The organism is Pantoea sp. PA1 (genome assembly GCF_056856975.1).
The window spans coordinates 1326548-1350632 of sequence record NZ_JBXGEE010000001.1; the positions used below are offsets into that span (position 1 = coordinate 1326548).

Annotated in this window: 19 protein-coding genes, 2 tRNA genes and 1 other RNA gene; 10 read left to right on the top strand and 12 right to left on the bottom strand. The window is 54.0% G+C overall.

Annotated features, from left to right (window positions below; all coding sequences use genetic code 11):
• Window positions 1-91: 91 nt before the first annotated feature.
• The 3 genes from oppA to AC1V0D_RS06505 form a co-directional block, all read right to left on the bottom strand.
• A complete protein-coding gene (oppA, locus tag AC1V0D_RS06495) occupies window positions 92-1732 on the bottom strand; it encodes an oligopeptide ABC transporter substrate-binding protein OppA (protein WP_482907134.1) in 1641 nt (546 codons plus the stop codon).
• A 150-nt stretch (window positions 1733-1882) separates the two neighbouring features.
• Window positions 1883-3505 carry an ABC transporter substrate-binding protein gene (locus tag AC1V0D_RS06500; RefSeq protein ID WP_482907405.1) on the bottom strand — a complete coding sequence of 541 codons (1623 nt, stop codon included), beginning with the start codon at window positions 3503-3505 and terminating at the stop codon, window positions 1883-1885.
• A gap of 582 nt (window positions 3506-4087) precedes the next feature.
• Window positions 4088-4735 (bottom strand): YchE family NAAT transporter, encoded by a 648-nt coding sequence (locus AC1V0D_RS06505; protein ID WP_009089907.1) that lies wholly within the window; start codon window positions 4733-4735, stop codon window positions 4088-4090.
• A 459-nt stretch (window positions 4736-5194) separates the two neighbouring features.
• Between AC1V0D_RS06505 and adhE the strand changes: the two genes are divergently transcribed.
• Complete coding sequence (adhE, locus tag AC1V0D_RS06510; protein ID WP_009089906.1) at window positions 5195-7882, top strand: bifunctional acetaldehyde-CoA/alcohol dehydrogenase; 2688 nt, start codon at window positions 5195-5197, stop codon at window positions 7880-7882.
• Between the two features lie 67 nt (window positions 7883-7949).
• Here the strand turns inward: adhE and tdk are convergent, their stop codons facing one another.
• A complete protein-coding gene (gene tdk / locus AC1V0D_RS06515; RefSeq protein ID WP_009089905.1) occupies window positions 7950-8570 on the bottom strand; it encodes a thymidine kinase in 621 nt (206 codons plus the stop codon).
• Between the two features lie 409 nt (window positions 8571-8979).
• Here tdk and hns point away from each other — a divergent pair, with 409 nt between their 5' ends.
• The gene (gene hns, locus AC1V0D_RS06520; RefSeq protein ID WP_058958169.1) at window positions 8980-9387 is read left to right on the top strand and encodes a histone-like nucleoid-structuring protein H-NS; all 408 of its coding nucleotides are present in this window, start codon (window positions 8980-8982) and stop codon (window positions 9385-9387) included.
• A 75-nt stretch (window positions 9388-9462) separates the two neighbouring features.
• On the opposite strand, the gene AC1V0D_RS06525 is transcribed toward hns, so the two are convergent.
• From AC1V0D_RS06525 to rssA, 5 genes are all read right to left on the bottom strand, one after another.
• On the bottom strand, window positions 9463-10470 hold the full coding sequence (locus tag AC1V0D_RS06525; protein WP_009089903.1) for an NAD-dependent epimerase: 1008 nt from the start codon (window positions 10468-10470) through the stop codon (window positions 9463-9465).
• Window positions 10471-10484: 14 nt separating this feature from the next.
• On the bottom strand, window positions 10485-11825 hold the full coding sequence (locus AC1V0D_RS06530) for a UDP-glucose dehydrogenase family protein (RefSeq protein ID WP_009089902.1): 1341 nt from the start codon (window positions 11823-11825) through the stop codon (window positions 10485-10487).
• A gap of 22 nt (window positions 11826-11847) precedes the next feature.
• Window positions 11848-12756, bottom strand: a complete 909-nt coding sequence (galU, locus tag AC1V0D_RS06535) for a UTP--glucose-1-phosphate uridylyltransferase GalU (protein ID WP_009089901.1) — start codon at window positions 12754-12756, stop codon at window positions 11848-11850.
• A 193-nt stretch (window positions 12757-12949) separates the two neighbouring features.
• A complete protein-coding gene (gene rssB / locus AC1V0D_RS06540) occupies window positions 12950-13966 on the bottom strand; it encodes a two-component system response regulator RssB (RefSeq protein WP_009089900.1) in 1017 nt (338 codons plus the stop codon).
• A 98-nt stretch (window positions 13967-14064) separates the two neighbouring features.
• Window positions 14065-14970, bottom strand: a complete 906-nt coding sequence (gene rssA, locus AC1V0D_RS06545) for a patatin-like phospholipase RssA (RefSeq protein ID WP_009089899.1) — start codon at window positions 14968-14970, stop codon at window positions 14065-14067.
• A 96-nt stretch (window positions 14971-15066) separates the two neighbouring features.
• Here rssA and AC1V0D_RS06550 point away from each other — a divergent pair, with 96 nt between their 5' ends.
• From AC1V0D_RS06550 to xthA, 6 genes are all read left to right on the top strand, one after another.
• A complete protein-coding gene (locus AC1V0D_RS06550) occupies window positions 15067-15522 on the top strand; it encodes a YchJ family protein (RefSeq protein WP_072052716.1) in 456 nt (151 codons plus the stop codon).
• A 56-nt stretch (window positions 15523-15578) separates the two neighbouring features.
• Window positions 15579-16427: a formyltetrahydrofolate deformylase gene (gene purU / locus AC1V0D_RS06555; RefSeq protein ID WP_009089897.1), complete on the top strand. Its 849-nt coding sequence runs from the start codon at window positions 15579-15581 to the stop codon at window positions 16425-16427.
• Between the two features lie 144 nt (window positions 16428-16571).
• Window positions 16572-16656 (top strand) — tRNA-Tyr (locus AC1V0D_RS06560).
• A gap of 37 nt (window positions 16657-16693) precedes the next feature.
• A tRNA-Tyr gene (locus tag AC1V0D_RS06565) sits at window positions 16694-16778 on the top strand.
• Window positions 16779-16819: 41 nt separating this feature from the next.
• Window positions 16820-16947: non-coding RNA, RtT sRNA (locus AC1V0D_RS06570), on the top strand.
• A gap of 189 nt (window positions 16948-17136) precedes the next feature.
• Entirely contained in the window at window positions 17137-17943 is an 807-nt protein-coding gene (xthA, locus tag AC1V0D_RS06575; protein ID WP_482907135.1) for an exodeoxyribonuclease III, read from the top strand.
• 33 nt (window positions 17944-17976) lie between these two features.
• On the opposite strand, the gene AC1V0D_RS06580 is transcribed toward xthA, so the two are convergent.
• The 3 genes from AC1V0D_RS06580 to AC1V0D_RS06590 form a co-directional block, all read right to left on the bottom strand.
• On the bottom strand, window positions 17977-18285 hold the full coding sequence (locus AC1V0D_RS06580) for a YnjH family protein (protein WP_009089895.1): 309 nt from the start codon (window positions 18283-18285) through the stop codon (window positions 17977-17979).
• On the bottom strand, window positions 18282-20198 hold the full coding sequence (locus AC1V0D_RS06585; RefSeq protein ID WP_482907136.1) for a DNA topoisomerase III: 1917 nt from the start codon (window positions 20196-20198) through the stop codon (window positions 18282-18284). Before AC1V0D_RS06585 ends, AC1V0D_RS06580 begins: the two co-directional genes overlap by 4 nt.
• A gap of 188 nt (window positions 20199-20386) precedes the next feature.
• Window positions 20387-20938 (bottom strand): NAD(P)H nitroreductase, encoded by a 552-nt coding sequence (locus tag AC1V0D_RS06590; protein ID WP_009089893.1) that lies wholly within the window; start codon window positions 20936-20938, stop codon window positions 20387-20389.
• A 173-nt stretch (window positions 20939-21111) separates the two neighbouring features.
• Here AC1V0D_RS06590 and sppA point away from each other — a divergent pair, with 173 nt between their 5' ends.
• Both sppA and ansA read left to right on the top strand, forming a co-directional pair.
• Entirely contained in the window at window positions 21112-22974 is a 1863-nt protein-coding gene (gene sppA, locus AC1V0D_RS06595) for a signal peptide peptidase SppA (RefSeq protein WP_337025231.1), read from the top strand.
• Between the two features lie 85 nt (window positions 22975-23059).
• Window positions 23060-24073, top strand: coding sequence for an asparaginase (gene ansA / locus AC1V0D_RS06600; RefSeq protein ID WP_009089890.1), 1014 nt, complete (start codon window positions 23060-23062; stop codon window positions 24071-24073).
• Window positions 24074-24085 lie beyond the last annotated feature (12 nt).

The window sequence follows — 24085 nt, forward strand, 5'->3', positions numbered from 1 at the left end:
CCGTACCTACCAGGCTGTTGCTTCACAACATATAAAAAATAGTAAAAAGGCGGCGCGAGAGGCGCCGCCACTGCTGATAGCCTGAACGCTATTAGTGTTTAATGATGTAGAAGTCTTTAGACAGCGTTTTATCCAGCGGATCTTTACCGGTGTAACCACCAACGTAAGGTTTCACCAGACGCGTATTCACGTAGTAGTAAACCGGTACGATGGTGCTGTCTTTATCCAGGATCTGCTCGGCCTGCTGATAGTCCGCTGCACGGCCTTTGGCATCCGGCGCTTTAATCGCGTCACGCACCACTTTGTCAAACGCATCGCTCTTATAGTGCGAGGTGTTACTGCTGCTGTTAGAGAGCATGATGTTCAGGAAGGAAGTCGGTTCGTTGTAGTCCGCACACCAGGCCGCACGCGCCACATCGAAGTTACCCTGATGACGGGTGTCCAGGAAGGTTTTCCACTCCTGGTTTTCCAGCTTGATATTCACACCGATGTTTTTCTTCCAGATCGACGAGGCGGCAATCGCCAGCTTCTTGTGCAGATCGGAGGTGTTGTAGAGCAGGTTGAAGGTCAGCGGTTTATCCGCCGTGTAGCCCGCTTCAGCCAGCAGTTTTTTCGCTTCGGCGTTACGCTTATCCTGTGACCACTTGAACCAGTCTGGCGGCAGGATTTCCATACCGTCGGTGGCTGGCGGTGTGAAGCTGAAGGCCGGCTTCTGACCCTGGGCCAGCACTTTATTCACCATGATGTCACGGTCCAGACCCAGCTTCAGGGCGGCACGAACGCGCGGATCGGTAAATGGCGCTTTCTGGTTATTGATTTCGTAGTAGTAGGTGCAGAGATAAGGATCGACATGCAGCTCTTTACCGTTTTCACGCTGCAGCTTTTTGAACAGCTCGATCGGCAGGTTGTTATAGGTCATGTCGCTGCCGTTCTCGGAGAAGTAACGGTTGACGTCACTGACTTCAGAACTGATTGGCAGGTAGGTAACCTTGTTCAGCACGGTGTGCTCGTTGTCCCAGTAGTTCGGGTTACGCACCAGCGTGATGCGTTCGTTGATGACGTGTGCGTCGAGCTTAAAGGCACCGTTACCGACCCAGTTTTGCGGCTGAGTCCACTGTTCGCCGAACTTCTCAATCGCCGGTTTATAAACCGGTGACATCACGGAGTTGATCAGCAGCTTATCAAAATAGGGAACCGGCTCACTCAGGGTCACTTCCAGCGTGTGGTCATCAATCGCTTTCACGCCCAGATCGGTAATGGGCTTTTTACCTGCGATGATGTCATCAACGTTCAGGATATGACCATACTGAGGATAGCTGGCGTAGGGTGAAGCCGTTTTCGGGTCAACCAGACGCTCCCAGCTGTAGACGAAGTCCTGCGCGGTTACCGGCTCGCCGTTAGACCATTTAGCATTTTTACGCAGGTGGAAAGTCCACACCTTGAAATCTTTATTTTCATAGCTTTCCGCCACGCCCGGGATCGGTTTGCCGTTGCTGTCATTGACCAGCAGACCTTCATAGAGATCGCGCGCCACGTTGTCTTCCGGCACGCCCTCGATTTTGTGCGGGTCGAGCGACTGCACTTCATCGCCATTGCCGCGAACGAGCTCCTGTTTGGCTGCCAGTTCAACGCCTGCAGGCACGGTCGCCGCGAAAGCCGCATTCCCTGCCAGGGCACTCATTGCGGCGAAGACGCCCGCTGCTATCAGGCTTTTTTTCGTGATGTTGTTCATTATTACACTCCAGTTTTATTATCGTCACCGCAGCGCTGTTCTGCCGCGGCGTCCCCCGTTTCCGGGCTCCCTTAACCCGGGAGAGTGACCCAAAAAATTGGTCTGTTTGCTGATGCGCTTCCCGTCTGTCTCGCCAGGACGGCGAGCAGATCAGTGTTTTTTAATAAAATAGTACTTCAGGTCTGTCATATCCTGCGGGTCTTTGCCCGTGAAACCGCCAACCCAGGGCTTCACCAGGCGCACACTGACGCGGTAGTAAACTGGCACAATGGGTGAGTCTTTGTCGAGTTGTGTTTCAGCCTGCTGATAGAGCTCCGCGCGCTGCGCCTCACTGCCCGCCGTCAGGCTCTTCGCCATCAGCTCGTCAAAGGCCGCACTGCTGTAAAAGGCGGTATTGATCGAGGCGTTGCTGATCAGCATGTTGAGAAAGGTTGAAGGCTCATTGTAATCGGCGCACCAGGTGGCTCGCACCACGTCATACTGGGCCTGATGGCGGGTCTCCAGCATCGTCTTCCACTCCTGATTCTGCAGGGTGACTTTTGCGCCGAGATTTTTCTGCCACATTGAAGCGGCCGCAATCGCCTGCCGTTTATTCTGATCGGAAGTGTTATAGAGCAGCGTAAAGGTCAGCGGATTGGCGGCGTTGAATCCCGCCTCTGCCAGCAGCTTTTTCGCCGCCTCATTGCGTTGCGCCTGCGTCCAGGTAAACCAGGCTGGCGGTGTCAGCTTAATACCGGCGGTAAAGGGCGGCGTCAGGCTGTAAGCCGGAATCTGTCCCTGCCCCATAATTTTTCTGGCAATCACCTCACGGTCGAGGGTCATCTTTAGGGCGGCGCGCACCCGTGGATCGGTGAACGGCGCCTTTTTGTTATTGATTTCATAATAAAACGTGCAGAGCAGCGGACTGATCTTCACCTCATTGCCGAGATCCCTGCGCAGCTTGCCAAACATTTCCGGCGGCAGGGCGCTGTTGGTGATGTCCGTTCCGCCACTGCGGTAGCGGTTGATATCGCTGTTTTCAGAGGCGATGGGCAGGAAGGTCCCCTGCTCAATCACCGTATGGGCATTGTCCCAGTAGTGAGGATTGCGCTTCAGAACAATTTTTTCATTCACTACCCAGTCGCTTAAGGTATAAGCACCGTTACCGATATAGTGACCTGGCCGGGTCCAGGCATCGCCCCACTCTTTGATAGCGGGTGCATAAACCGGCTTCAGCGCCGTGTGCGCCAGCATGGATACCAGATAAGGCACCGGTTCAGTCAGCGTAATCTGCAGCCGGTGGTCATCCAGCGCTTTCACGCCCAGCTGATCGGGTGACGCTTTACCAGCCAGAATCGCATCGATCCCGGCAACATGGGCGGCCTGCAGATAGCTGGAGTAAGGCGACGCGGTGGCAGGGTCCACCAGCCGACGCCAGCTGTAGACAAAATCTGCGGCGGTCACCGGCTCACCATTACTCCACTTAGCATCATCCCGCAGGTTAAAGATCCAGACGGTGGGCTGCGGATTCTCCCAGCTCAGGGCAACGCCGGGGACGACCTTACCGAAATTATCGGTGTTAACCAGACCGTCCAGCAGGTTGTGAATAATATTGGATTCCGGCACACCTTCGGTTTTATGGGGATCCAGCGAAGAGACTTCACTGCCATTGTTAATCACAATCTGTTGCTGCGCGGCCAGCGTCGTTCCGGGGGGAACCGTGGCGGCATAAGCCGGCGTAAACGCTATTAACAGTGCGGCGAGAGTCAGCCGCTGTTGCTGCACATTCATCATCCCAGTCATCCGAAACGCCAACCTTTTTTAAGTAACCCGACAGGCTTAAGCAAAAAGCGTTCTCACTTTGCACTTTCGGAGAAAAAAATTCACGCTGGGCCAGAAATTATCAGAAGCCATCAGAGGGCGCCAAAGTAAAATAGCTAAAATGTTAACTAATTCTCTTTTATCACGAGTTGTCACGCAGCGGAAGTGTTAATTTTCGACCTGAAAATATCATATCGATATGAAAAATAGGCGTTTTAGTCGGAAACCCTGTGCAGACGTGCTTTGCATCATGAATACGCACGGTTTTTGGCACTTATCTTCCAAAGTCGGCATCTGGCGTGAGGAAAATCCAGCCTGATGGCTCTCAGGCGGGCATTTATGAGGGAGGAAAGAAACAAAACAGAAGAATATGGTGTGAAAATCGTGACATTATTTCGCTGACAAAAATCTGTGAACCGGCCAGCAGTAATGAAATTTATAATCGACTGAATCTTTTAAGCGTGACGAATAATTGCATTGCAATGGTGCAATAAAACCGTCGATTGCACCATTACGGATCAGGTTTACGCTTCGCTGCCTGAAATAAGTGAGGCGTTAATTGAGCAGTCCGGGAAATATAGACTTCAGGCCGGTAACAACAAACTCAATACCCAGGGCCATCAGTAACAGTCCCATGATGCGGGTAATAACGTTAATGCCGGTCTGTCCCAGTATCCGCACCATTAAAGGCGCGGCCCGAAACAGCAGCCAGCAACATAAGGCAAAAATGGCAATCGCCAGCGTAAAGCCCAGCAGGTTAAGCCAGCTGTGATAGCGCGTGCTCCAGACAATCGTCGAACTGATGGCACCCGGACCGGCCATCAGGGGCAGCGCCAGAGGCACCACGCCAACGCTTTCACGAATGGCCGTTTCTGACTTCTCCTGTTTGTTCTGCTTATCCTCGCCCAGCTTGCCACTGATCATCGACATCGCAATGGTCACGACCAGAATCCCGCCCGCAATGCGGAACGAGTCAATCGAGATGCCAAACACCCGCAGAATCGCATCGCCGAGGAACAGCGAGGTCCAGAGGATAATGGCCACCGCCAGATTGGCGGTTAAATTCGTTTTATTGCGTTCAGCTGCCGCCTGATAGCGGGTCATACTGATGAACACCGGAATAATGCCGACCGGATTAACCAGCGCGAACAGCCCGACAAAGAATTTTATATAGCCTGAAAGATCTAACAGTGCAGGGTTCACGACATGGCTCCGTAACGCAGGGGGGAAATCGCGCCTAATGTAAGTGAAAAGCGGCACAGACGCCAGATGCATACGCCGCTATTTATGCCACTTAAGGCGGAACCCATAGCGGATTCCCCCAGTGTTCCGAATGAGACTGGATTTTGTCGCTATGGCCAGCCGACTTACATGGTGCAAACAGATTCGAAACAAGGTGGCGCAAAAAGCCCGGCTGAAAGGTGTCAGCTTGGGGTTAAATTGATCTGCATCAAAATTACCCTACCCCAAACCAGGTAATCTTTTCGTAACGGAAGTATTAGCAGTCTCAATGAAAATCAGACGGACTGCCTGACAAGACTCTTTCAGTAAACATTTGAAAATCCATGCATTTCGGGCCGATCGGACGCGTTATGACAGCGTGACTATACTCAGGGCGCAGGATTGTTTACTAAAAAAGTTTAACTTCCTCAGGAGAACACCATGGCCGTTACGAATGTCGCTGAACTCAATGCACTGGTTGAACGTGTAAAAAAAGCCCAGCGTGAATATGCCAATTTTTCTCAACAGCAGGTCGACGCCATTTTCCGTGCCGCCGCCCTCGCCGCCGCAGACGCCCGCATTCCTCTCGCCAGAATGGCCGTTGCCGAATCCGGCATGGGCATTGTCGAAGACAAAGTCATTAAAAACCATTTTGCGTCAGAATATATCTACAACGCCTATAAAGATGAAAAGACCTGCGGTGTGTTAGCCACCGATGACACCTTCGGCACCATCACTATCGCCGAACCTATTGGTCTGATTTGCGGTATTGTGCCGACGACTAACCCCACCTCTACCGCCATCTTTAAAGCGTTAATCAGCCTGAAAACCCGCAACGGTATTATCTTCTCGCCACACCCCCGTGCCAAAGATGCCACCAACAAAGCGGCGGACATCGTGCTGCAGGCTGCCATTGCAGCCGGTGCGCCAAAAGATATTATCGGCTGGATCGATGCCCCCTCTGTTGAGCTGTCAAACCAGCTGATGCACCACCCTGACATTAACCTGATCCTCGCCACTGGCGGTCCGGGCATGGTGAAAGCGGCCTACAGCTCCGGTAAACCCGCCATCGGCGTCGGTGCCGGTAATACGCCAGTGGTGATTGATGAAACCGCCGACCTGAAACGGGCCGTCGCCTCGATTCTGATGTCCAAAACCTTTGATAACGGGGTGATCTGCGCCTCGGAACAGTCGGTCATCGTGGTTGATGCGGTCTACGACGCAGTGCGTGAGCGTTTTGCCAGCCACGGCGGTTACCTGCTGCAGGGCGCGGAGCTGAGCGCAGTGCAGAATATCATTCTGAAAAACGGCGGTCTGAATGCCGCCATCGTCGGCCAGCCCGCGTTCAAAATTGCGGAGATGGCAGGCATCAGCGTGCCACCCAGCACCAAAATCCTGATTGGTGAAGTGAAACTGGTGGACGAATCTGAGCCCTTTGCCCATGAAAAACTTTCGCCAACCCTCGCAATGTACCGGGCGAAAGATTTCAACGACGCGGTAGATAAAGCAGAAAAACTGGTCGCCATGGGCGGTATCGGCCACACCTCGTGCCTCTATACCGACCAGGATAACCAGACCGAACGTGTGCACTACTTTGGCGACAGGATGAAAACCGCACGTATTCTGATCAATACGCCCGCTTCTCAGGGCGGTATCGGGGACCTCTACAACTTCAAGCTGGCCCCCTCTCTGACGCTGGGTTGTGGTTCCTGGGGCGGCAACTCGATTTCAGAGAACGTCGGTCCGAAACACCTTATCAACACCAAAACTGTCGCCAAGCGAGCTGAGAATATGTTGTGGCATAAACTTCCTAAATCTATCTACTTCCGTCGCGGTTCCCTGCCCATTGCGCTGGAAGAGGTGGCAACGGACGGCGCGAAACGGGCCTTTATCGTGACTGACCGCTTCCTGTTCAATAACGGTTATGCCGATCAGGTCACCCGCGTCCTGAAATCGCACGGTATTGAAACGGAAGTCTTCTTTGAAGTTGAAGCCGATCCGACGCTGAGCATTGTGCGTAAGGGTGCCGAGCAGATGAACAGCTTTAAACCGGACGTGATCATCGCGCTGGGTGGCGGCTCCCCGATGGACGCAGCGAAAATCATGTGGGTCATGTATGAACATCCGGAAACCCACTTTGAAGAGCTGGCGCTGCGCTTCATGGATATCCGTAAACGTATCTACAAGTTCCCGAAAATGGGCGTCAAGGCGCGCATGGTGGCCATCACCACCACATCCGGCACCGGTTCAGAAGTGACACCGTTTGCCGTCGTCACCGATGATGCGACCGGCCAGAAATATCCTCTCGCTGACTATGCGCTGACCCCGGATATGGCGATTGTCGATGCCAACCTGGTGATGGAAATGCCCCGCTCACTCTGTGCCTTCGGCGGCCTGGATGCGGTTACCCATGCGCTGGAAGCCTATGTGTCTGTGCTGGCGAATGAATACTCAGACGGCCAGGCACTGCAGGCACTGAAACTGCTGAAAGAGAACCTGCCCGCCAGCTACGCGGAAGGTGCCAGAAATCCGGTGGCGCGCGAACGTGTTCACAATGCGGCCACTATCGCCGGTATCGCCTTTGCTAACGCCTTCCTTGGGGTCTGTCACTCCATGGCGCATAAGCTGGGTTCAGAGTTCCACATTCCGCACGGTCTGGCTAACGCCCTGTTAATCTCGAACGTCATCCGCTACAACGCAAATGACAACCCGACCAAACAGACCGCGTTCAGCCAGTATGACCGCCCACAGGCGCGCCGTCGCTACGCGGAAGTTGCTGACCACCTGGGCCTGAGCGCCCCAGGCGACCGCACCGCGCAGAAAATTGAGAAGCTGCTGGCCTGGCTGGATGAGATCAAGACTGAGCTCGGCATTCCGACCTCTATCCGTGAAGCCGGCGTACAGGAAGCGGACTTCCTGGCCAAAGTCGACAAGCTGGCCGATGATGCGTTTGATGATCAGTGTACCGGCGCAAACCCACGCTATCCGCTGATTGCCGAGCTGAAACAGATTATGCTCGACACCTACTACGGCCGTGAGTTTGTCGAACCTTTCTCAAGCGTTGCCGAAGCGGTTGCTGAACAGCCGGTAAAAGAGGTTAAAGCGGAGAAGAAAGCGAAGAAAGTCTGATAGTACCGTTCTGATAACCTGATGAAAAAACCCGCCGCGGCGGGTTTTTTACTGGCTGAAAAATGTGTCAGATGACGGGCGTATGTGCGCCGTGAATCGCCTGCAGCGAGCCCTGCTCTATGGCCTGTTTATAGTGCTTACGGCAGACCGAGATGTAGCGTTCATTCCCCCCGATAACTACCTGCTCACCTTCACTGAAAGGCTTCCCTTCGCTGTCCAGTCGCAGCACCATGCTGGCCTTGCGGCCACAGTGACAGATGGTTTTGAGTTCGACCAGCTTATCGGCCCACGCCAGCAGATACTGACTGCCAACAAAGAGTTCGCCGCGAAAATCGGTACGCAGGCCATAGCAGAGCACCGGAATATCAAGATCGTCGACCACATCAGAGAGCGCTTTGACCTGCTCACGGGTGAGAAACTGGCTTTCATCGACCAGCACGCAGTGAATAGGCTGTGCGGCATGTTCCGCCGCAATGTCGCTGAACAGCGCGGTATCGGCATTATAGAGCAAGGCTGGTGACGAAAGTCCGATACGGGAGCTTACCTGACCGGCACCAAAACGATTGTCGATTTCGGCAGTGTAAACCAGCGAGCGCATGCCCCGCTCCTGATAGTTATAGGAGGATTGTAACAGTGCGGTCGATTTCCCTGCGTTCATCGCAGAGTAATAGAAATAGAGTTGGGCCATAGGAGCGTATCTTCATCAGGACTGAACAGAATGGTGCGCATATTATCACAAAGCACAGCCCATGCGTTGCTGCTGAGAGAGGGAGAATGCCTGACAGATAGCCGGAATTTTCATCAGGAACCGTTTCCAGTGCCGATGGGCTCTGTCGCAGAGTGAAATAGGTTTTTCTTATTTTAACCGCAATAAAAGAGATGACATTATTTGCAGCAACTTAAATACATTAAATTTATTTCATAACGACAGAGGGGAGATTATTTCTTCCGGGCATCGCTTTGATTTTTTATGATCAACATTATTTTTTAATTTTCATTTTATTCGCTGAAGAAATACGTTTGTGATTGAAGTTATTTAATGTCACCACTACTATTAGCGGGCAACACAACTTCTCCCTTATTCAGAGACCAGGACAATGAGCGAAGCACTAAAAGTTCTTAATAATATTCGTACGCTGCGCGCCCAGGCCAGAGAGTATTCCATTGAAACACTGGAAGAGATGCTGGAAAAACTGGACGTAGTGGTAAAAGAACGTCGCGAAGAAGAGTCGCATTTCCAGGCTGAAAATGAAGAGCGCGCGCGCAAGCTGAATCAGTATCGTGAAATGCTGCTGGCTGATGGTATTGACCCTTCTGAGCTGGTCAGCATGCTGACTGATACCCGCGCGACAGCAAAAAGCAAACGTTCGGTGCGTCCGGCTAAATATGGTTATACCGATGAAAAAGGTGAGTCAAAGACCTGGACCGGTCAGGGCCGCACGCCAGCCATAATTAAAAAAGCGCTGGAAGAAGAGGGTAAAAAGCTGGACGATTTTTTACTGTAACGGCGCGTTATTTTCCTGCCCGACGGGCAGCCTGAGGTGGAATAAAAAAAAGGAAGCGTACGCTTCCTTTTTTATTCAGACGCGATAGAAATCACGATACCAGTCAACGAAGCGCTTTACGCCCTCCTCCACACTGGTCTGAGGTTTAAAACCAATCGCCTTAAACAGGGCTTCGGTGTCGGCACTGGTTTCCAGCACATCACCGGGCTGCATCGGCATCAGATTTTTCTTCGCGGTCATCCCCAGTGCTTTTTCAATCGCCTCAATATAGCTCATCAGCGTTACCGGCTGACTGTTACCGATATTATAAACACGATACGGTGCTGAACTGGTTGCTGGCGATCCCGATTCAACCGTCCAGTGATCGTCCTGCTGCGGAATCACATCCTGCAGACGCACAATCGCTTCAGCAATGTCATCAATATAGGTAAAGTCCCGCTTCATCTGCCCCTGGTTATAGACATCAATCGCCTCACCGGCAATCATTGCGCGGGTGAATTTAAAGAGGGCCATATCCGGACGGCCCCACGGGCCATAGACGGTGAAGAAGCGTAATCCAGTGGTCGGCAGCTGATAAAGGTGCGAGTAAGTATGAGACATTAACTCGTTCGCTTTCTTCGTCGCTGCATATAAAGAGACAGGATGATCCACACTGTCGTCCGTTGAGAACGGCATCTTACGATTCAGGCCATAAACGGAACTCGACGACGCGTAGAGCAGATGTTCAATTTTATGATGACGGCAGCCTTCAAGAATATTGAGGTGACCCGTCAGATTGGAATCTGCATAAGCATGGGGATTTTCGATGGAGTAGCGGACGCCAGCCTGCGCGCCAAGATGAATAACGCGCTGAAAATTATACTGCCCGAACAGTGACGCTATCGCGTCACGGTCGGCCAGATCCCGCTCGATAAAAGTAAAGCCAGGTTCAGCATTAATTAAATCGAGACGGGCACGCTTGAGATTTACGTCGTAATAATCATTCAGGTTGTCGATACCGACAACCTGGTGACCGGCGGCCAGCAGACGCTGACTGACATGAAAACCAATAAAGCCTGCGGCGCCGGTGACCAGAAAGTTCATAAATCCCTCGTTAATTATGCAGTTTGAATAGACGCTCCGCGGCCGATTGCATAATAAACGAAACCGCGTTTGCTGATACGCTCTGGATCATACAGGTTACGACCATCAAAAATCACGGCTTCTTTCAGCGCATTTTTGATAACGTCGAAGTCTGGCGCACGGAAGTTCTGCCACTCCGTACAGATGACCAGACCGTCTGCGCCCTGCAGTGCCGCTTCTTTGGTTCCCATAAGCTTAAGATCGCTGCGGTGACCATAGATACGCTGCGCTTCATCCATTGCTTCCGGGTCAAACGCCTGAACAGACGCGCCTGCTTCCCACAGCGTTTCCATCAGCACACGGCTGGAGGCTTCACGCATGTCGTCAGTGTTCGGCTTAAATGACAGGCCCCAGAGAGCAAACGTCTTACCCTTCAGATCGTCGCCAAAATGGCGTTTGATGAAGGTTGGCAGCTTGTTTTTCTGGTTGTCATTGACATCTTCCACAGCCTGCAACAGACGTGGCTGATAGCCAATAGACTCCGCTGTACGGATTAACGCCTGCACATCTTTCGGGAAGCAGGAGCCACCGTAGCCACAGCCAGGATAGATGAAGTGGTAGCCGATACGGGGATCGGAACCGATGCCCTGGCGTACTTTTTCAATATCCGCGCCTAAACGCTCAGCCAGGTTGGACATCTCATTCATAAAGCTGATTTTGGTCGCCAGCATGCAGTTTGCTGCATACTTGGTCAGCTCTGCGCTGCGGATATCCATCATGATCATGCGATCGTGATTGCGGTTAAACGGCTCATAAAGCTCGCGTAACAGCTCGACCACCTCATCGTTGTCGGTACCGACAACGATGCGCTCAGGACGCATGCAGTCATTCACTGCCGCACCTTCTTTCAGGAATTCCGGGTTCGACACCACATCAAAGGTGATGTTGGCGTCACGCGATTTCAGCGTTTCCGCCATCACCGCACGAACTTTGTCTGCTGTGCCAACCGGTACGGTTGATTTGTCGATAACCACTTTGTGATCGTTCATATGCTGCGCAATGGTGCGCGCTACGGCGGTCACATATTTCAGATCGGCAGAGCCGTCTTCATCCGGTGGTGTACCTACTGCAATAAACTGCATAACACCATGGTTTACGCCCTGTGCAGCATCAGTGCTGAACTTCAGACGACCCGCTTCGTAATTGGACATTACCAGCGGGGTTAAACCTGGTTCGAAAATAGGAATGATGCCTTTTTTCAGATTTTCGACTTTGTTTGCGTCGACATCAATGCAGAGAACGTCATGTCCGACTTCGGCTAACACCGCAGCCTGAACCAGACCGACATAGCCGATACCAAATACAGTGACTTTCATCGAGTTATCCTGTGTTTATAAATTACTTTTTGTTGCCAACTGCGCTATCGAGCCATTCAGAGAAATCTTTGCCCAATACCGGATGACGAACACCGTACTCAACGAAAGCCTGCATGTAGCCCAGTTTGTTACCACAGTCATGGCTTACGCCTTTCAGGTGATAAGCTTCAACGGTCTCTTTTTCCATCAGCATGGCGATAGAGTCGGTCAGCTGAACTTCGCCGCCCGCACCCGGAGGCGTCTTCGCCAGCAGTGGCCAGATGTCTGCAGACAGAACATAACGACCTACGACCGCCAGGTTAGATGGCGCTTCGGTCGCTTTTGGTTTCTCAACCACACCCACCATTGGTGCGCTGTCGCCTGGGTTCAGTTCTGCGCCCTGGCAATCGACAACACCGTAAGCGGTTACATCGGCAACCGGCTCAACCATAATCTGGCTGCGGCCTGACTCTTCATAACGGGTCAGCATCTCGGCCAGGTTATCTTTGGTTGGGTTAGATTCATATTCGTCGATGATGACGTCTGGCAGGATAACGGCAAACGGCTCGTTACCGATCAGTGGGTGTGCACACATCACTGCGTGGCCCAGGCCTTTCGCGATACCCTGACGAACCTGCATGATGGTCACGTGTGGCGGGCAGATTGACTGGATTTCATCCAGCAGCTGACGCTTAACACGTTTTTCCAGCATAGATTCCAGTTCGAAGCTGGTATCAAAATGGTTTTCGATGGCATTTTTAGATGAATGTGTAACCAGCACAATCTCGTTGATGCCTGCAGCGATACACTCGTTAACGACATACTGGATTAACGGCTTATCAACCAGCGGTAACATCTCTTTTGGAATCGCTTTGGTGGCCGGGAGCATACGCGTACCCAAACCCGCGACCGGGATTACCGCTTTTTTTACTTTGGTATTATTGGCAGACATTAAGTTACCTCTCTCATAGGCCGTTCAAGTTAATACTTGATATGTCGGTTTAAAATCGAAAATGAGTATATCAGTTAGTATCGAACGGATTTATCCTGGAAGGCATCAATCCGTCGAAATTAAGACTATTACCCAACTGTAAAGCTAAGTTCTGGCCCTGTCCTCAGCGCCAGAATCTTTCCATTTTTGCCGTTTATTCTTCTGCTGACAGCATCAGCCGAATGCGACCACCCGCGCCCCAGACGTGGCACTGCCAGTTGTCTGCGCGCTGACTGATTTGATTGAGGTGGGTGCTACCCATAGTGCCAAGGGGAACACCATTACTGAGCTGAATCTGATGGGTATCAACGTGAAGCGTGGCGTTTAATCCGGCCGAGACCAGGATCAGATTTTTCAGACCACGATGATAGTAGCCCACCAGCAGAGGGAACTGGCCGCTGAGGTTCGCCTGGCGCAGCAGCAGATTGACCTGTCTGAGCAGCCCGTTAAGTTCCGGCAGACGCTGTTTTTGCCCGGAGAGCTGCTCCTGAAGCAGGCCGTTAAACAGCGCACGCAGCAGCAGAGCGGCCAGCACGCCATTATCACCCGCACGGGTGACGTCCAGACAGTAGAAGGCCAGGTCCTTTTCAGAGAGCGCCGCAATGTCGAGCACCAGGCCCGGCTGTTCGGCCATCGTCAGCTGACGATAGTTGACCCGGCAGTTGGCGACGGTCTGCTGCACCGGCGGCTGGAGTTGTTTGAGCAGTTTGGCGGCCGCTTTCGGGTCGCGGACCAGGGCATCCCAGTCCTGAAACAGCTGCTCATCCTCTTCCACCTTTGAGGTGAACATGGAGGGATAGAGACATTCATAGACCGCTTCGCGGAAGCGTTCCAGATTTTTCAGTGGCTTAAGCAGCACATCCTGCACGCCAAGGCGCAGCACATGTGCGATGTCAGACATATTTTCTGTCGCTGAGATAATCAAAATCGGCACAACGTTACCGCGGGTACGAATGTGCTCAACGAACTGAATGCCGCTCATACGGGGCATTTCGAGATCGCTGATGATCAGGTCGACAGTATGCTGTTGTAGTTGTGCAATTGCTTCCAGTCCATCTTCCGCTTTTAACGTTACAGCACCCATCGATAACAAAAATTGGTCCAGCAACGAACGGAAAACAGCCTCATCTTCGACAATGAGTATCTTTTTGCCGAGTAGTGGTTTTTCCATTCTTTCCCCCTGCCTGCCAGATAATTCAATAGTGGTTCATAAAACGCAGTTGCGCCTTCAGAATTGCGTAAAGTCACCGTTTTGAATGAACAACCTGATTATCTGCCACGGACCAGTGGTAACAGTTCATCCATTTTCTTTTCCACGGCGGCCCTGCCTGCCTCAATGGCCTCTTCAGCCCGATGAAAGTCCAGCGTTGAAATCTGCGGACAGACCGGCTGTATTAAAACATCGGGTGGATCGCCTGCCATACGGTTGCGCTTCAGGCGATTTTCCAGCACCTGGATAGAGGTTGACATAATCTCCATCGCACCCGGTGACTGAGACGCACGGCGCTGGGTGAAACTCACCAGTCGCTGACGCAGCTTTCCACCCCAACTCAATGCCGCTGCAGCGGCTTCTTCTTCACTATTTTTAGGCGTAACGGAAAACAGATCCTGCTGCATTAAATGCGCGTCATGCTGCAGGTCAACCGCAATCACAATGTCTGCACCCAGCGCGCGGGTCAGTGAGATCGGCACCGGATTGACGACGGCACCATCCACCAGCCAATACCCATTGTAGCCCACCGGCGGTAATAAACCTGGCATACTGCAGGAAGCGCGAACCGCCTGATGCAGATCACCCTCCGTCAGCCAGAGCTCCCGCCCCGTGCTGAGATTGGTGGCCACCACGCCGAAAGGTTTGCTGCACTGCTCTATCGCATCATTGGGGATCAGCTGGCGCACATGGTTAAAGACCCGCTCACCGCGCAGCAGTCCGCCCCGTTGCCAGGAGACATCCATCAGCCGGATCACATCCCAGTAGCGAAACGCACTGACCCACTTTTCCATCAACGGCAGCCGGTTATTCACATAGGCTGACCCGACTAGCGCGCCGACAGAGCAACCTGCCACGACGTCGATCCCGATACCCGCACGCTCCAGTGCGTTGATCACGCCAATGTGCGCCCATCCTTTCGCTGCGCCGGCCCCCAGCGCCAATCCTATTTTTACCTTTCTCATTTGTATCTGGTCCTGCCGTCAATACGTAGCGTCACAGCGTGGGGTCAGCTAACATAGCGCGCTTATGAAACCGACTCATCATTTTCGGGAGCTAATGTGTCAGAAACCTGCCCATGTTGTAGCGGACAGCAGTATAGCGTATGTTGCGAGCCCTTTCTGCAGGGTAACCAGATTCCTGTTACGGCTGAACAACTTATGCGCTCCCGCTATTGTGCCTATGTTAAGCACAATGCCGAATATCTGGTCGCGACCTGGCATCCTGACAAACGTCATCCGGAGATGTCAGGGCTTTTATCTGAAAGTTTTTCCGGTACCGATTGGCTTAGCCTGAATGTAACCCGTTGTAATCATGGAAGCCATGATAATGAAGCGTTCGTGACTTTTTTTGCGCGATACCGCGAGAAAACGAACATTCATGCCATTCATGAGTGTTCCCGCTTTCTTCGCGAGGATCAACGCTGGTACTATGTTGACGGTTCCGTGCCGCCCGTTGGGCGTAACGATCGTTGCCCGTGCGGCAGTGATAAGAAATACAAAAAATGTTGTGGTTGAGCTGAAGGCTGAGCCCGCAGTTTAACCCCTAATGCTTTGACAGGACTCTGATTGAGATGCAAGCGCAAACCATGCAAAGAAAAGTTTTACGAACCATTTGTCCCGATGCAAAAGGTCTGATCGCCAAAATCACCAATATTTGTTACAAGCACGAACTCAATATCGTGCAGAACAATGAGTTTGTTGATCATCGCACCGGGCGTTTTTTCATGCGTACCGAGCTGGAAGGCATCTTCAACGACAACACCCTGCTGGCCGATCTCGACAGCGCCCTGCCCCAGGGATCAGTGCGTGAACTGCACAGCGCCGGTCGCCGTCGCGTGGTGATTCTGGTCACCAAAGAGGCGCACTGCCTGGGTGACCTGTTAATGAAGAGCGCGTTTGGCGGTCTGGATATGGAGATTGCCGCGGTCATTGGTAACCATGACACGCTGCGTTCGCTGGTTGAGCGGTTTGATATTCCCTTCGTTCTGGTGAGTCACGAGGGACTGACGCGGGAAGAGCACGATAACCGCATGGTGGAAGAGATTGACCGCTATCAGCCCGATTATGTGGTGCTGGCGAAATATATGCGCGTCCTGACCCCTGCCTTTGTGCAGCGCTTCCCGAACCAGATTATTAATATTCACCACTCTTTCCTGCCTGCCTTTATCGGTGCCCGGCCTTATCATCAGGCCTACGAGCGTGGCGTGAAGATCATTGGTGCCACCGCGCACTACGTGAATGACAATCTCGATGAAGGCCCGATCATCATGCAGGATGTGATTAATGTCGATCACAGCTATACCGCTGACGAGATGATGCGTGCGGGTCGTGACGTCGAAAAAAATGTGCTGAGCAACGCCCTCTATAAAGTGCTGGGGCAGCGCGTCTTCGTTTACGGCAACCGTACGATTATTCTTTAATCAGCCAGCGCGCTGAATTGACTGCGGATTCAGCGCTACGCGTAAAAAGTGGGCAAACAGTTCCTGTTTTGCCAGTGGGCGCTTTACACCCTTATCGCATTTGGTATGATGCGCCCCGCTTTGAGAGTGAAAGATTCAGGCCATGGTGGGATTCCCGAGCGGCCAAAGGGAGCAGACTGTAAATCTGCCGTCACAGACTTCGAAGGTTCGAATCCTTCTCCCACCACCATCTGAATCTGAATACGCCTCAAGCCAGCATTATCCCCGGTGGGATTCCCGAGCGGCCAAAGGGAGCAGACTGTAAATCTGCCGTCACAGACTTCGAAGGTTCGAATCCTTCTCCCACCACCATCCTGCATTCAGCACATTTCCCCCAAATCGATACATCAGCTTCCTGTTCTGCGGGGAGAGGGATGAGAACCTTCGACTAAGGTTCGGGTCGAGCATCGCGAGACAACGCGCTACAGCGCGGCCCGCAGGGTGAGGCGCAACGCGCCGAATCATCCTTCTCCCACCACCATCCTGCATTCAGCACACTTTCCCCAAATCGATACATCAGCTTCCTGTTCTGCGGGGAGAGGGATGAGAACTCCCTGCTAACAGAGCACCTCCACGTTTTTCAAACGTTCTGCCCCCTCTTCTGCCATGACTTTTTCAGTAAAAATCGCTACCATCACCGCCTCTCATTTTCTGAACCATGGTTGACCTCATGAAATTTGTTTCATTCAACATCAATGGGTTGCGCGCCCGCCCTCATCAGCTTCAGGCGCTGGTTGAACAGCATCAGCCCGATGTCATTGGCTTACAGGAAACCAAAGTCCATGACGAAATGTTCCCGCTGGAAGAGGTCTCAAAGCTGGGTTATCACGTTTTCTATCACGGTCAGAAAGGCCACTACGGCGTGGCACTGCTCACCAGAATGCAGCCGGTTTCAGTGAGCCGGGGCTTCCCGGGAGAGGATGAAGAGGCACAGCGCCGGTTGATCATGGCGGAAATTCCCAGCCCAATCGGCGACATCACGGTCATTAATGGCTATTTCCCGCAGGGTGAAAGCCGCGACCATCCCACCAAGTTTCCGGCAAAAGAGAAGTTCTATCGCGACCTGCAGCGTCTGCTGACCGAAGATCTGCCTGCCGATAAACCGGTTCTGATCATGGGTGACATGAACATCAGCAGCACCGATCGGGATATTGGAATTGGCGAGGATAGCCGCAAGCGCTGGCTGCGAACCGGTAAATGCTCCTTCCTGCCGGAAGAGCGCGAGTGGATGGATCGGCTGCTGGGCTGGGGCCTGGTTGATACCTGGCGTGAACATAACCCGGAGGTCGCCGATCGCTTCTCCTGGTTTGATTACCGTTCAAAAGGTTTCGATGATAATCGCGGCCTGCGCATCGATCTGGTGCTGGCAAGCAAAAATCTGGCAACACACTGCGTTGAGACCGGCATTGATTATGAGATCCGTGGCATGGAGAAGCCCTCTGATCACGCTCCCATCTGGTCGCTGTTTCGCTTTTAACTGATGATCGCGTGGCAGAGCGCCACGCGACACTTATTTCACGATCTTCCAGATCAGGTTGTTGGTGCCGATGGAGTGCTCATCCCGGGCGCACTGCAGCAGCACCCCTTCCGACTTCACCACCGCGCCTTCACTGTAGTTACGGTTTTCAAAAATACAGCAGCGCAGGCAGTCTGGCTGACGTCGCTCTGCCTGCGTCCAGGCTTCCGGCGGCATATCCACTACCACATCGGTGTTCACACCGTTATTACCGGGTGGCATCGATTGATAGCGACCGTTGGCCTGTACTGCGCTGGTTGCCAGCGACAGGGCCAGCACCATCAATACTGAGTAACGCCTCATTCCGTCTCCTTCACTTTACGTCTGGTTTTGCGCACCGGACGCTTCTGTCCGGTGGAGAGTAATCCCCGAAAGGCATGCGCCGCAGGCTGCTGTCGCGCCTGGTGGATCAGACCGGTTAAGGTCTGGACCAGCGGTTGCATAAATTCCTCATAACGACAGGCCTTTTCGCTGATACGGGTCAGTGTGGACTCCCACTGCGCCGTCATATCCGGGCGGGCAGCCAGATCGGGCAACGAGTGAATCAGGGCGCGTCCGGCCTCGGTCGCGTTGATGTATCGCCCTTTCTTCACCAGGAAACCACGACGAAACAGCAGTTCAATAATGCCAGCCCGCGTCGCTTCCGTTCCTAAACCATCGGTCGCACGCAGCACTTTCTTTAATTCTTTATCCTGAACGAACCGGGCAATACCGGTCATCGCAGAGAGAAGCGTGGCATCGGTGAACGGACGCGGCGGCTGAGTTTGCTTCGCCAGCACCTCGCCGCGCTCGCACAACAGCGTATCCCCTTTCGCCACCACCGGCAGCGGCATGCCGTCATTCTCCTCGTCACGCTCTTTGCTGCCCAGCAGTGCACGCCAGCCCGCCTCCGCCAGGAAACGCGCTTTCGCAACAAATTTTCCCCCGGCAATTTCGAGGTCGATGACGCACTTACGGAACACCGCATCCGGGCAGAACTGCATCAGATACTGGCGCGCCACCAGCTCATAAATATGCTGCTCGTTTTCTGTTAGCTTTACCGCGCCGGCGCGGGCCGTCGGAATAATGGCGTGGTGGGCATCCACCTTTTTATCATCCCAGCAGCGGTTGCGCCGATCCGCATCGAAATCAGCGGGCGGGGTCAGCTGTGACTGATGCGCCTGAATCGCCTTAAGTACTGCATGACGCCCGGCAAAATGCTCTTCGGGCAGATAGCGGCTGTCCGAACGGGGATAGGTAATCAGCTTGTGGGTTTCATACAGCCGCTGACAGGTATCCAGTACCGTCTGCGCACTCAGCCCGTAACGTTTTGCCGCCTCAATCTGCAGGCTGGAGAGGGAGAATGGCAGTGGTGCCCCCTCATTTTCCCGTTTATCGCTGTAGGCCGTGACCGTCGCTGGCTGGCCGGTAATCCGGGCCACCACATGATCTGCCAGGGCGCGTCTGAGCAGACGGCCCTCTTCATCCTGCCACGGCTCACAGGCTTCGCTGGGGATCCAGCTGGCCACAAACCGGGTGCCATCAGGCGTGACGATATGGGCTTTAACTTCGAAATATTCTTTCGGCAGGAAGTTTTCAATCTCTTCATCGCGCCGCACCACCAGCCCGAGAACCGGGGTCTGCACCCGGCCAACCGACAGCACGCCATCATAGCCTGCATTTCGCCCCAGCAGTGTCCAGGCGCGGGTCATGTTAATGCCATAGAGCCAGTCTGCCCGCGCGCGAGCCAGCGCCGAAACACACAGCGGAATAAATTCGCGATTCTCACGCAGACGGTTGACCGCCCGATCCACCGCCTGCGGATTGAGATCGTTGATCAGGCAGCGCTGCACTTTGCTGCGCTTTTCCGCGGGCAGTTTCAGATAGTCGAGCACTTCATCGACCAGCAGCTGACCTTCGCGATCCGGGTCACCGGCATGCACCACTTCTGTCGCTTGTGCCAGCAGTCCCTCGACCACCTTCAGCTGTTTCGCGACCGACGGGCGCGGTTGCAGCTGCCATTTTTCGGGAATAATCGGCAGGTCCGCCAGCGACCAGCGTGCATAGCGGCTGTCATAAGTGTCGGGCTGCGCCTGCTCCAGCAGGTGCCCCACGCACCAGGTGACAATCTGATCGTTGCCGCAGGCAATAAATCCATCACCCCGTCGATGCGGTTTCGGCAGTACATCGGCAATCGCACGTCCCAGGCTCGGTTTTTCCGCAATAAACAAACGCATTGAATCAGCTATTCCTTAACATCAGGGAAACGGAGAGTAACCGGCTCGGCTGTCGGTGTAAATTCAGGGCTATGTTAGCCTGGCAGGCCTGCTGGCGTAAGCATGACGCGCAGTGTTAGCGATCGTTCGCACAGGAACCGTGCAAAAAGCAGGGCTGAGAACGCCCTGCTGCCAGCGGATAAAGAGGATCAGAAATAACGCACGAAAGGCGTGGTGTCAGGCGGGAGAACAGTGGTGCTCGATTTCAGTTGTGGCGTGCCCAGATAGAGGAAACCGACAATGGCATCCTGCTCCCGGCAGCCAAATGCCTGCCGCACCTGCTCGTCATCGGTCCAGGGACCGCTGCGCCAGATGCCGTTGTAACCCTGCGCGACGGCGGCCATCTGCATTGCCATGACCGCACAGCTGGCTGAGGCAATCTGCTCCCAGCGCGGCACTTTATGATGCTCCTCGCAGTGGGCCACCACCGTGATGATCATCGGGGCGCGAAACGGCGACTGACTTGCTTTGTTAATCGCCTTTTCATCCAGCTGTTTTTCCCGTGCCGCCCGCTCCAGCAGCTGGCTCATCCGGTCGCGCCCCTCCTTTTCCACAATGACGAAGCGCCAGGGTTGCAGGGTGCCATGATCCGGGGCGCGCATGCCCGCCCGCAGGATATTTTCAAGGATCTCACCCGCCGGGGCAGGTTCACTCAGGCGTGAGGCCGAACGACGATTTACCAGTAATTCAAGGGCGTCCATGTTTCTCTCCCGATCTCTGTATTGTTGCCTTCATCCTGGCACAGCCAGATTTTTTGTAACAGTGCGCGGTGATTTCCTGCTGACTTTTAACACGGCGCTCTTTAGGATGAGCTCGTCGGGGAAGCCGGGGCCGCGCGGCGGCCACTTCCTGCTACATATTTATGGAGAGTCTGATGCGCACATTGTGGCGAATAATCGCAGGTCTGTTCCGCTGGAGCTGGCGGGTATTAAATTTTATCAGGGAATTCATTCTGAATATTTTCCTGATTTTGTTGATTGTGGTGGGTGTAGGGATCTGGCTGCAGGTCAGTGGCTCAGGCAGCAGCTCAGCCCCCATTCAGCAGGGTGCACTGAAAGTCGATCTCAGCGGTGTGCTGGTCGATAAACCCTCAGTGAGCAATCGCCTCAGCAAAATTGGCCGTCAGTTACTGGGTGCCAGCAGCGACCGTTTGCAGGAAAACTCACTGTTTGATGTGGTCGATGCCATTCGCCAGGCGAAAGATGACAGCAACATCAAAGGGATGGTACTCGATTTACGTGAGTTTGCGGGCGGCGATCAGCCGTCACTGCAATATGTGGGTAAAGCGCTGCGGGAATTTCGTGACAGCGGCAAGCCGATTTATGCCCTGGGCGACAGCTACAGCCAGGCGCAGTACTACCTTGCCAGCTATGCCACCAGAATCTATCTCTCACCGCAGGGCACCGTGGATCTGCACGGTTTCGCCACCAACGGGCTTTATTACAAAACCCTGCTGGAGAAGCTGAAAGTGACCTCGCACGTTTTCCGCGTCGGCACCTACAAATCGGCGGTCGAACCTTTCCTGCGGGATGATATGTCCCCTGCCGCCCGTGACGCAGACAGCCGCTGGATTGGTCAGCTGTGGCAGAACTACCTGAACACCGTGTCGGCGAATCGTCAGATTACGCCGGAACAGCTGTTCCCGGGTGCGGCGGCGATTATTGCCGGGTTGAATGCAGTCAAAGGTGACACCGCGCAATATGCGCTGGATAACAAGCTGGTCGATGTTCTGGACTCGCGCGCGGCGGCCGATCAGGAGCTGGTAAAAACCTTTGGTCTGGATAAGCAGACTAACGATTACCGCAGCGTCAGCATCTATGACTACAGCGTGAAGTCCGCCTCAGCACAGCAGGATGGCAACATCGCCGTGGTGCTGGCAAGCGGTGCCATCATGGATGGTGAAGAGACGCCGGGCAACGTCGGTGGCGACACCACGGCGGCGCAGATCCGCGATGCGCGTCTCGATCCCAAAATCAAAGCGATTATTCTGCGGGTGAACAGCCCGGGCGGCAGCGTCACCGCCTCTGAAGCGATTCGCGAAGAGCTGGCAGCGGCGCAGGCAGCGGGCAAACCGATTGTGGTTTCGATGGGCGGTATGGCCGCATCCGGCGGCTACTGGATTTCAACGCCTGCCAGTTATATCGTGGCGAACCCCAGCACCCTCACCGGCTCGATTGGCATCTTCGGGGTCATCAATACCCTGGAAAACAGCCTGGACAGCATCGGTGTTCACACCGATGGTGTCGCAACCTCGCCGCTGGCGGATATTTCCACCACCAAGGCACTGCCTGCTGAAGTGCAGCAGCTGATGCAACTGACCATCGAAAATGGCTACCGCAACTTCGTTGGCCTGGTGGCGAAGTCCCGCCATAAAACGCCGGAACAGATCGATGCGATTGCTCAGGGCCACGTCTGGACCGGCAGCGATGCGAAAGCCAATGGTCTGGTGGATGCGCTGGGTGACTTTGACGATGCGGTGAAGAAAGCGGGTGAGCTGGCCAAAGTCAGCAAGCCGCAGCTGAGCTGGTATCAGGATGAGCCGGGCTTCCTGGATCTGATCCTGGGTCAGATGAATGCCTCAGTGCAGGCCGTGCTGCCTGCCACGCTTAAGACCTGGCTACCCGCCCCTATGCTGGATGTGATGAGTGCGATGAAAGCCCAGCCGGGTCTGCTGGACCATCTCAACGATCCGCAGAACCGTTACGCATTCTGCCTCAACTGCGGCGAAGTGCGATAAACCTCGCAGCCCGGCCGCTGGTCGGGCTGCTTTTCCCCGCTATTCCCCTTATACTGCGCGTTTTACGGCAAGTCTGAGTGTTTTCATGCAAAAGAAAAATATCTATGTAGCCTACACGGGCGGGACAATCGGTATGCAGCGTTCGGCGCAGGGCTATATTCCGGTTTCCGGCCACCTGCAACAACAGCTGGCAGACATGCCGGAGTTCCACCGCCCTGAAATGCCTGATTTCACGATTCACGAATATCAGCCGCTGATCGACTCCTCTGACATGACGCCGGAGGACTGGCAGTCTATCGCTGAAGATATCCGCCAGAACTACGATCGCTATGACGGCTTTGTGATCCTGCATGGCACAGACACCATGGCCTTCACCGCCTCCGCGCTCTCATTTATGCTGGAGAATCTGGCCAAGCCGGTTATCGTCACCGGCTCACAGATTCCGCTAGCGGAATTACGCTCGGACGGTCAGCAGAATCTGCTGAACTCCCTTTATGTGGCGGCCAACTATCCGATTAGCGAAGTGTCGCTGTTTTTCAACAACACGCTCTATCGCGGTAACCGGACCACCAAGGCGCATGCCGATGGCTTTAACGCCTTTGCCTCGCCTAACCTTCCGGCGCTGCTGGAAGCGGGCATTCATATCCGCCGCCTTAACACGCCGCCAGCCCCTGCCGGTCAGGGAGAGCTGAAAGTTCACACCATTACCCCGCAGCCGATTGGCGTGGTCACTATCTATCCGGGCATCTCTGCGGATGTGGTGCGTAACTTCCTGCGTCAGCCAGTAAAAGCGCTGATCCTCCGCTCCTATGGCGTAGGTAATGCGCCACAGAACAAAGAGTTTCTGGCTGAACTGCAACAGGCCAGCGAACGTGGCATCGTCGTGGTGAACCTCACCCAGTGTATTTCAGGCAAGGTCAATATGGGCGGCTACGCCACCGGCAATGCGCTGGAACATGCGGGCGTGATCAGCGGATCGGATCTGACCGTGGAAGCGGCATTGACCAAACTACACTTTTTACTCAGCCAGGATCTCTCTGCCGATCAAATCCGCGCCCGGATGCAGCAGAATCTGCGCGGCGAACTGACCGAAGACTGACTACGGAGCGAA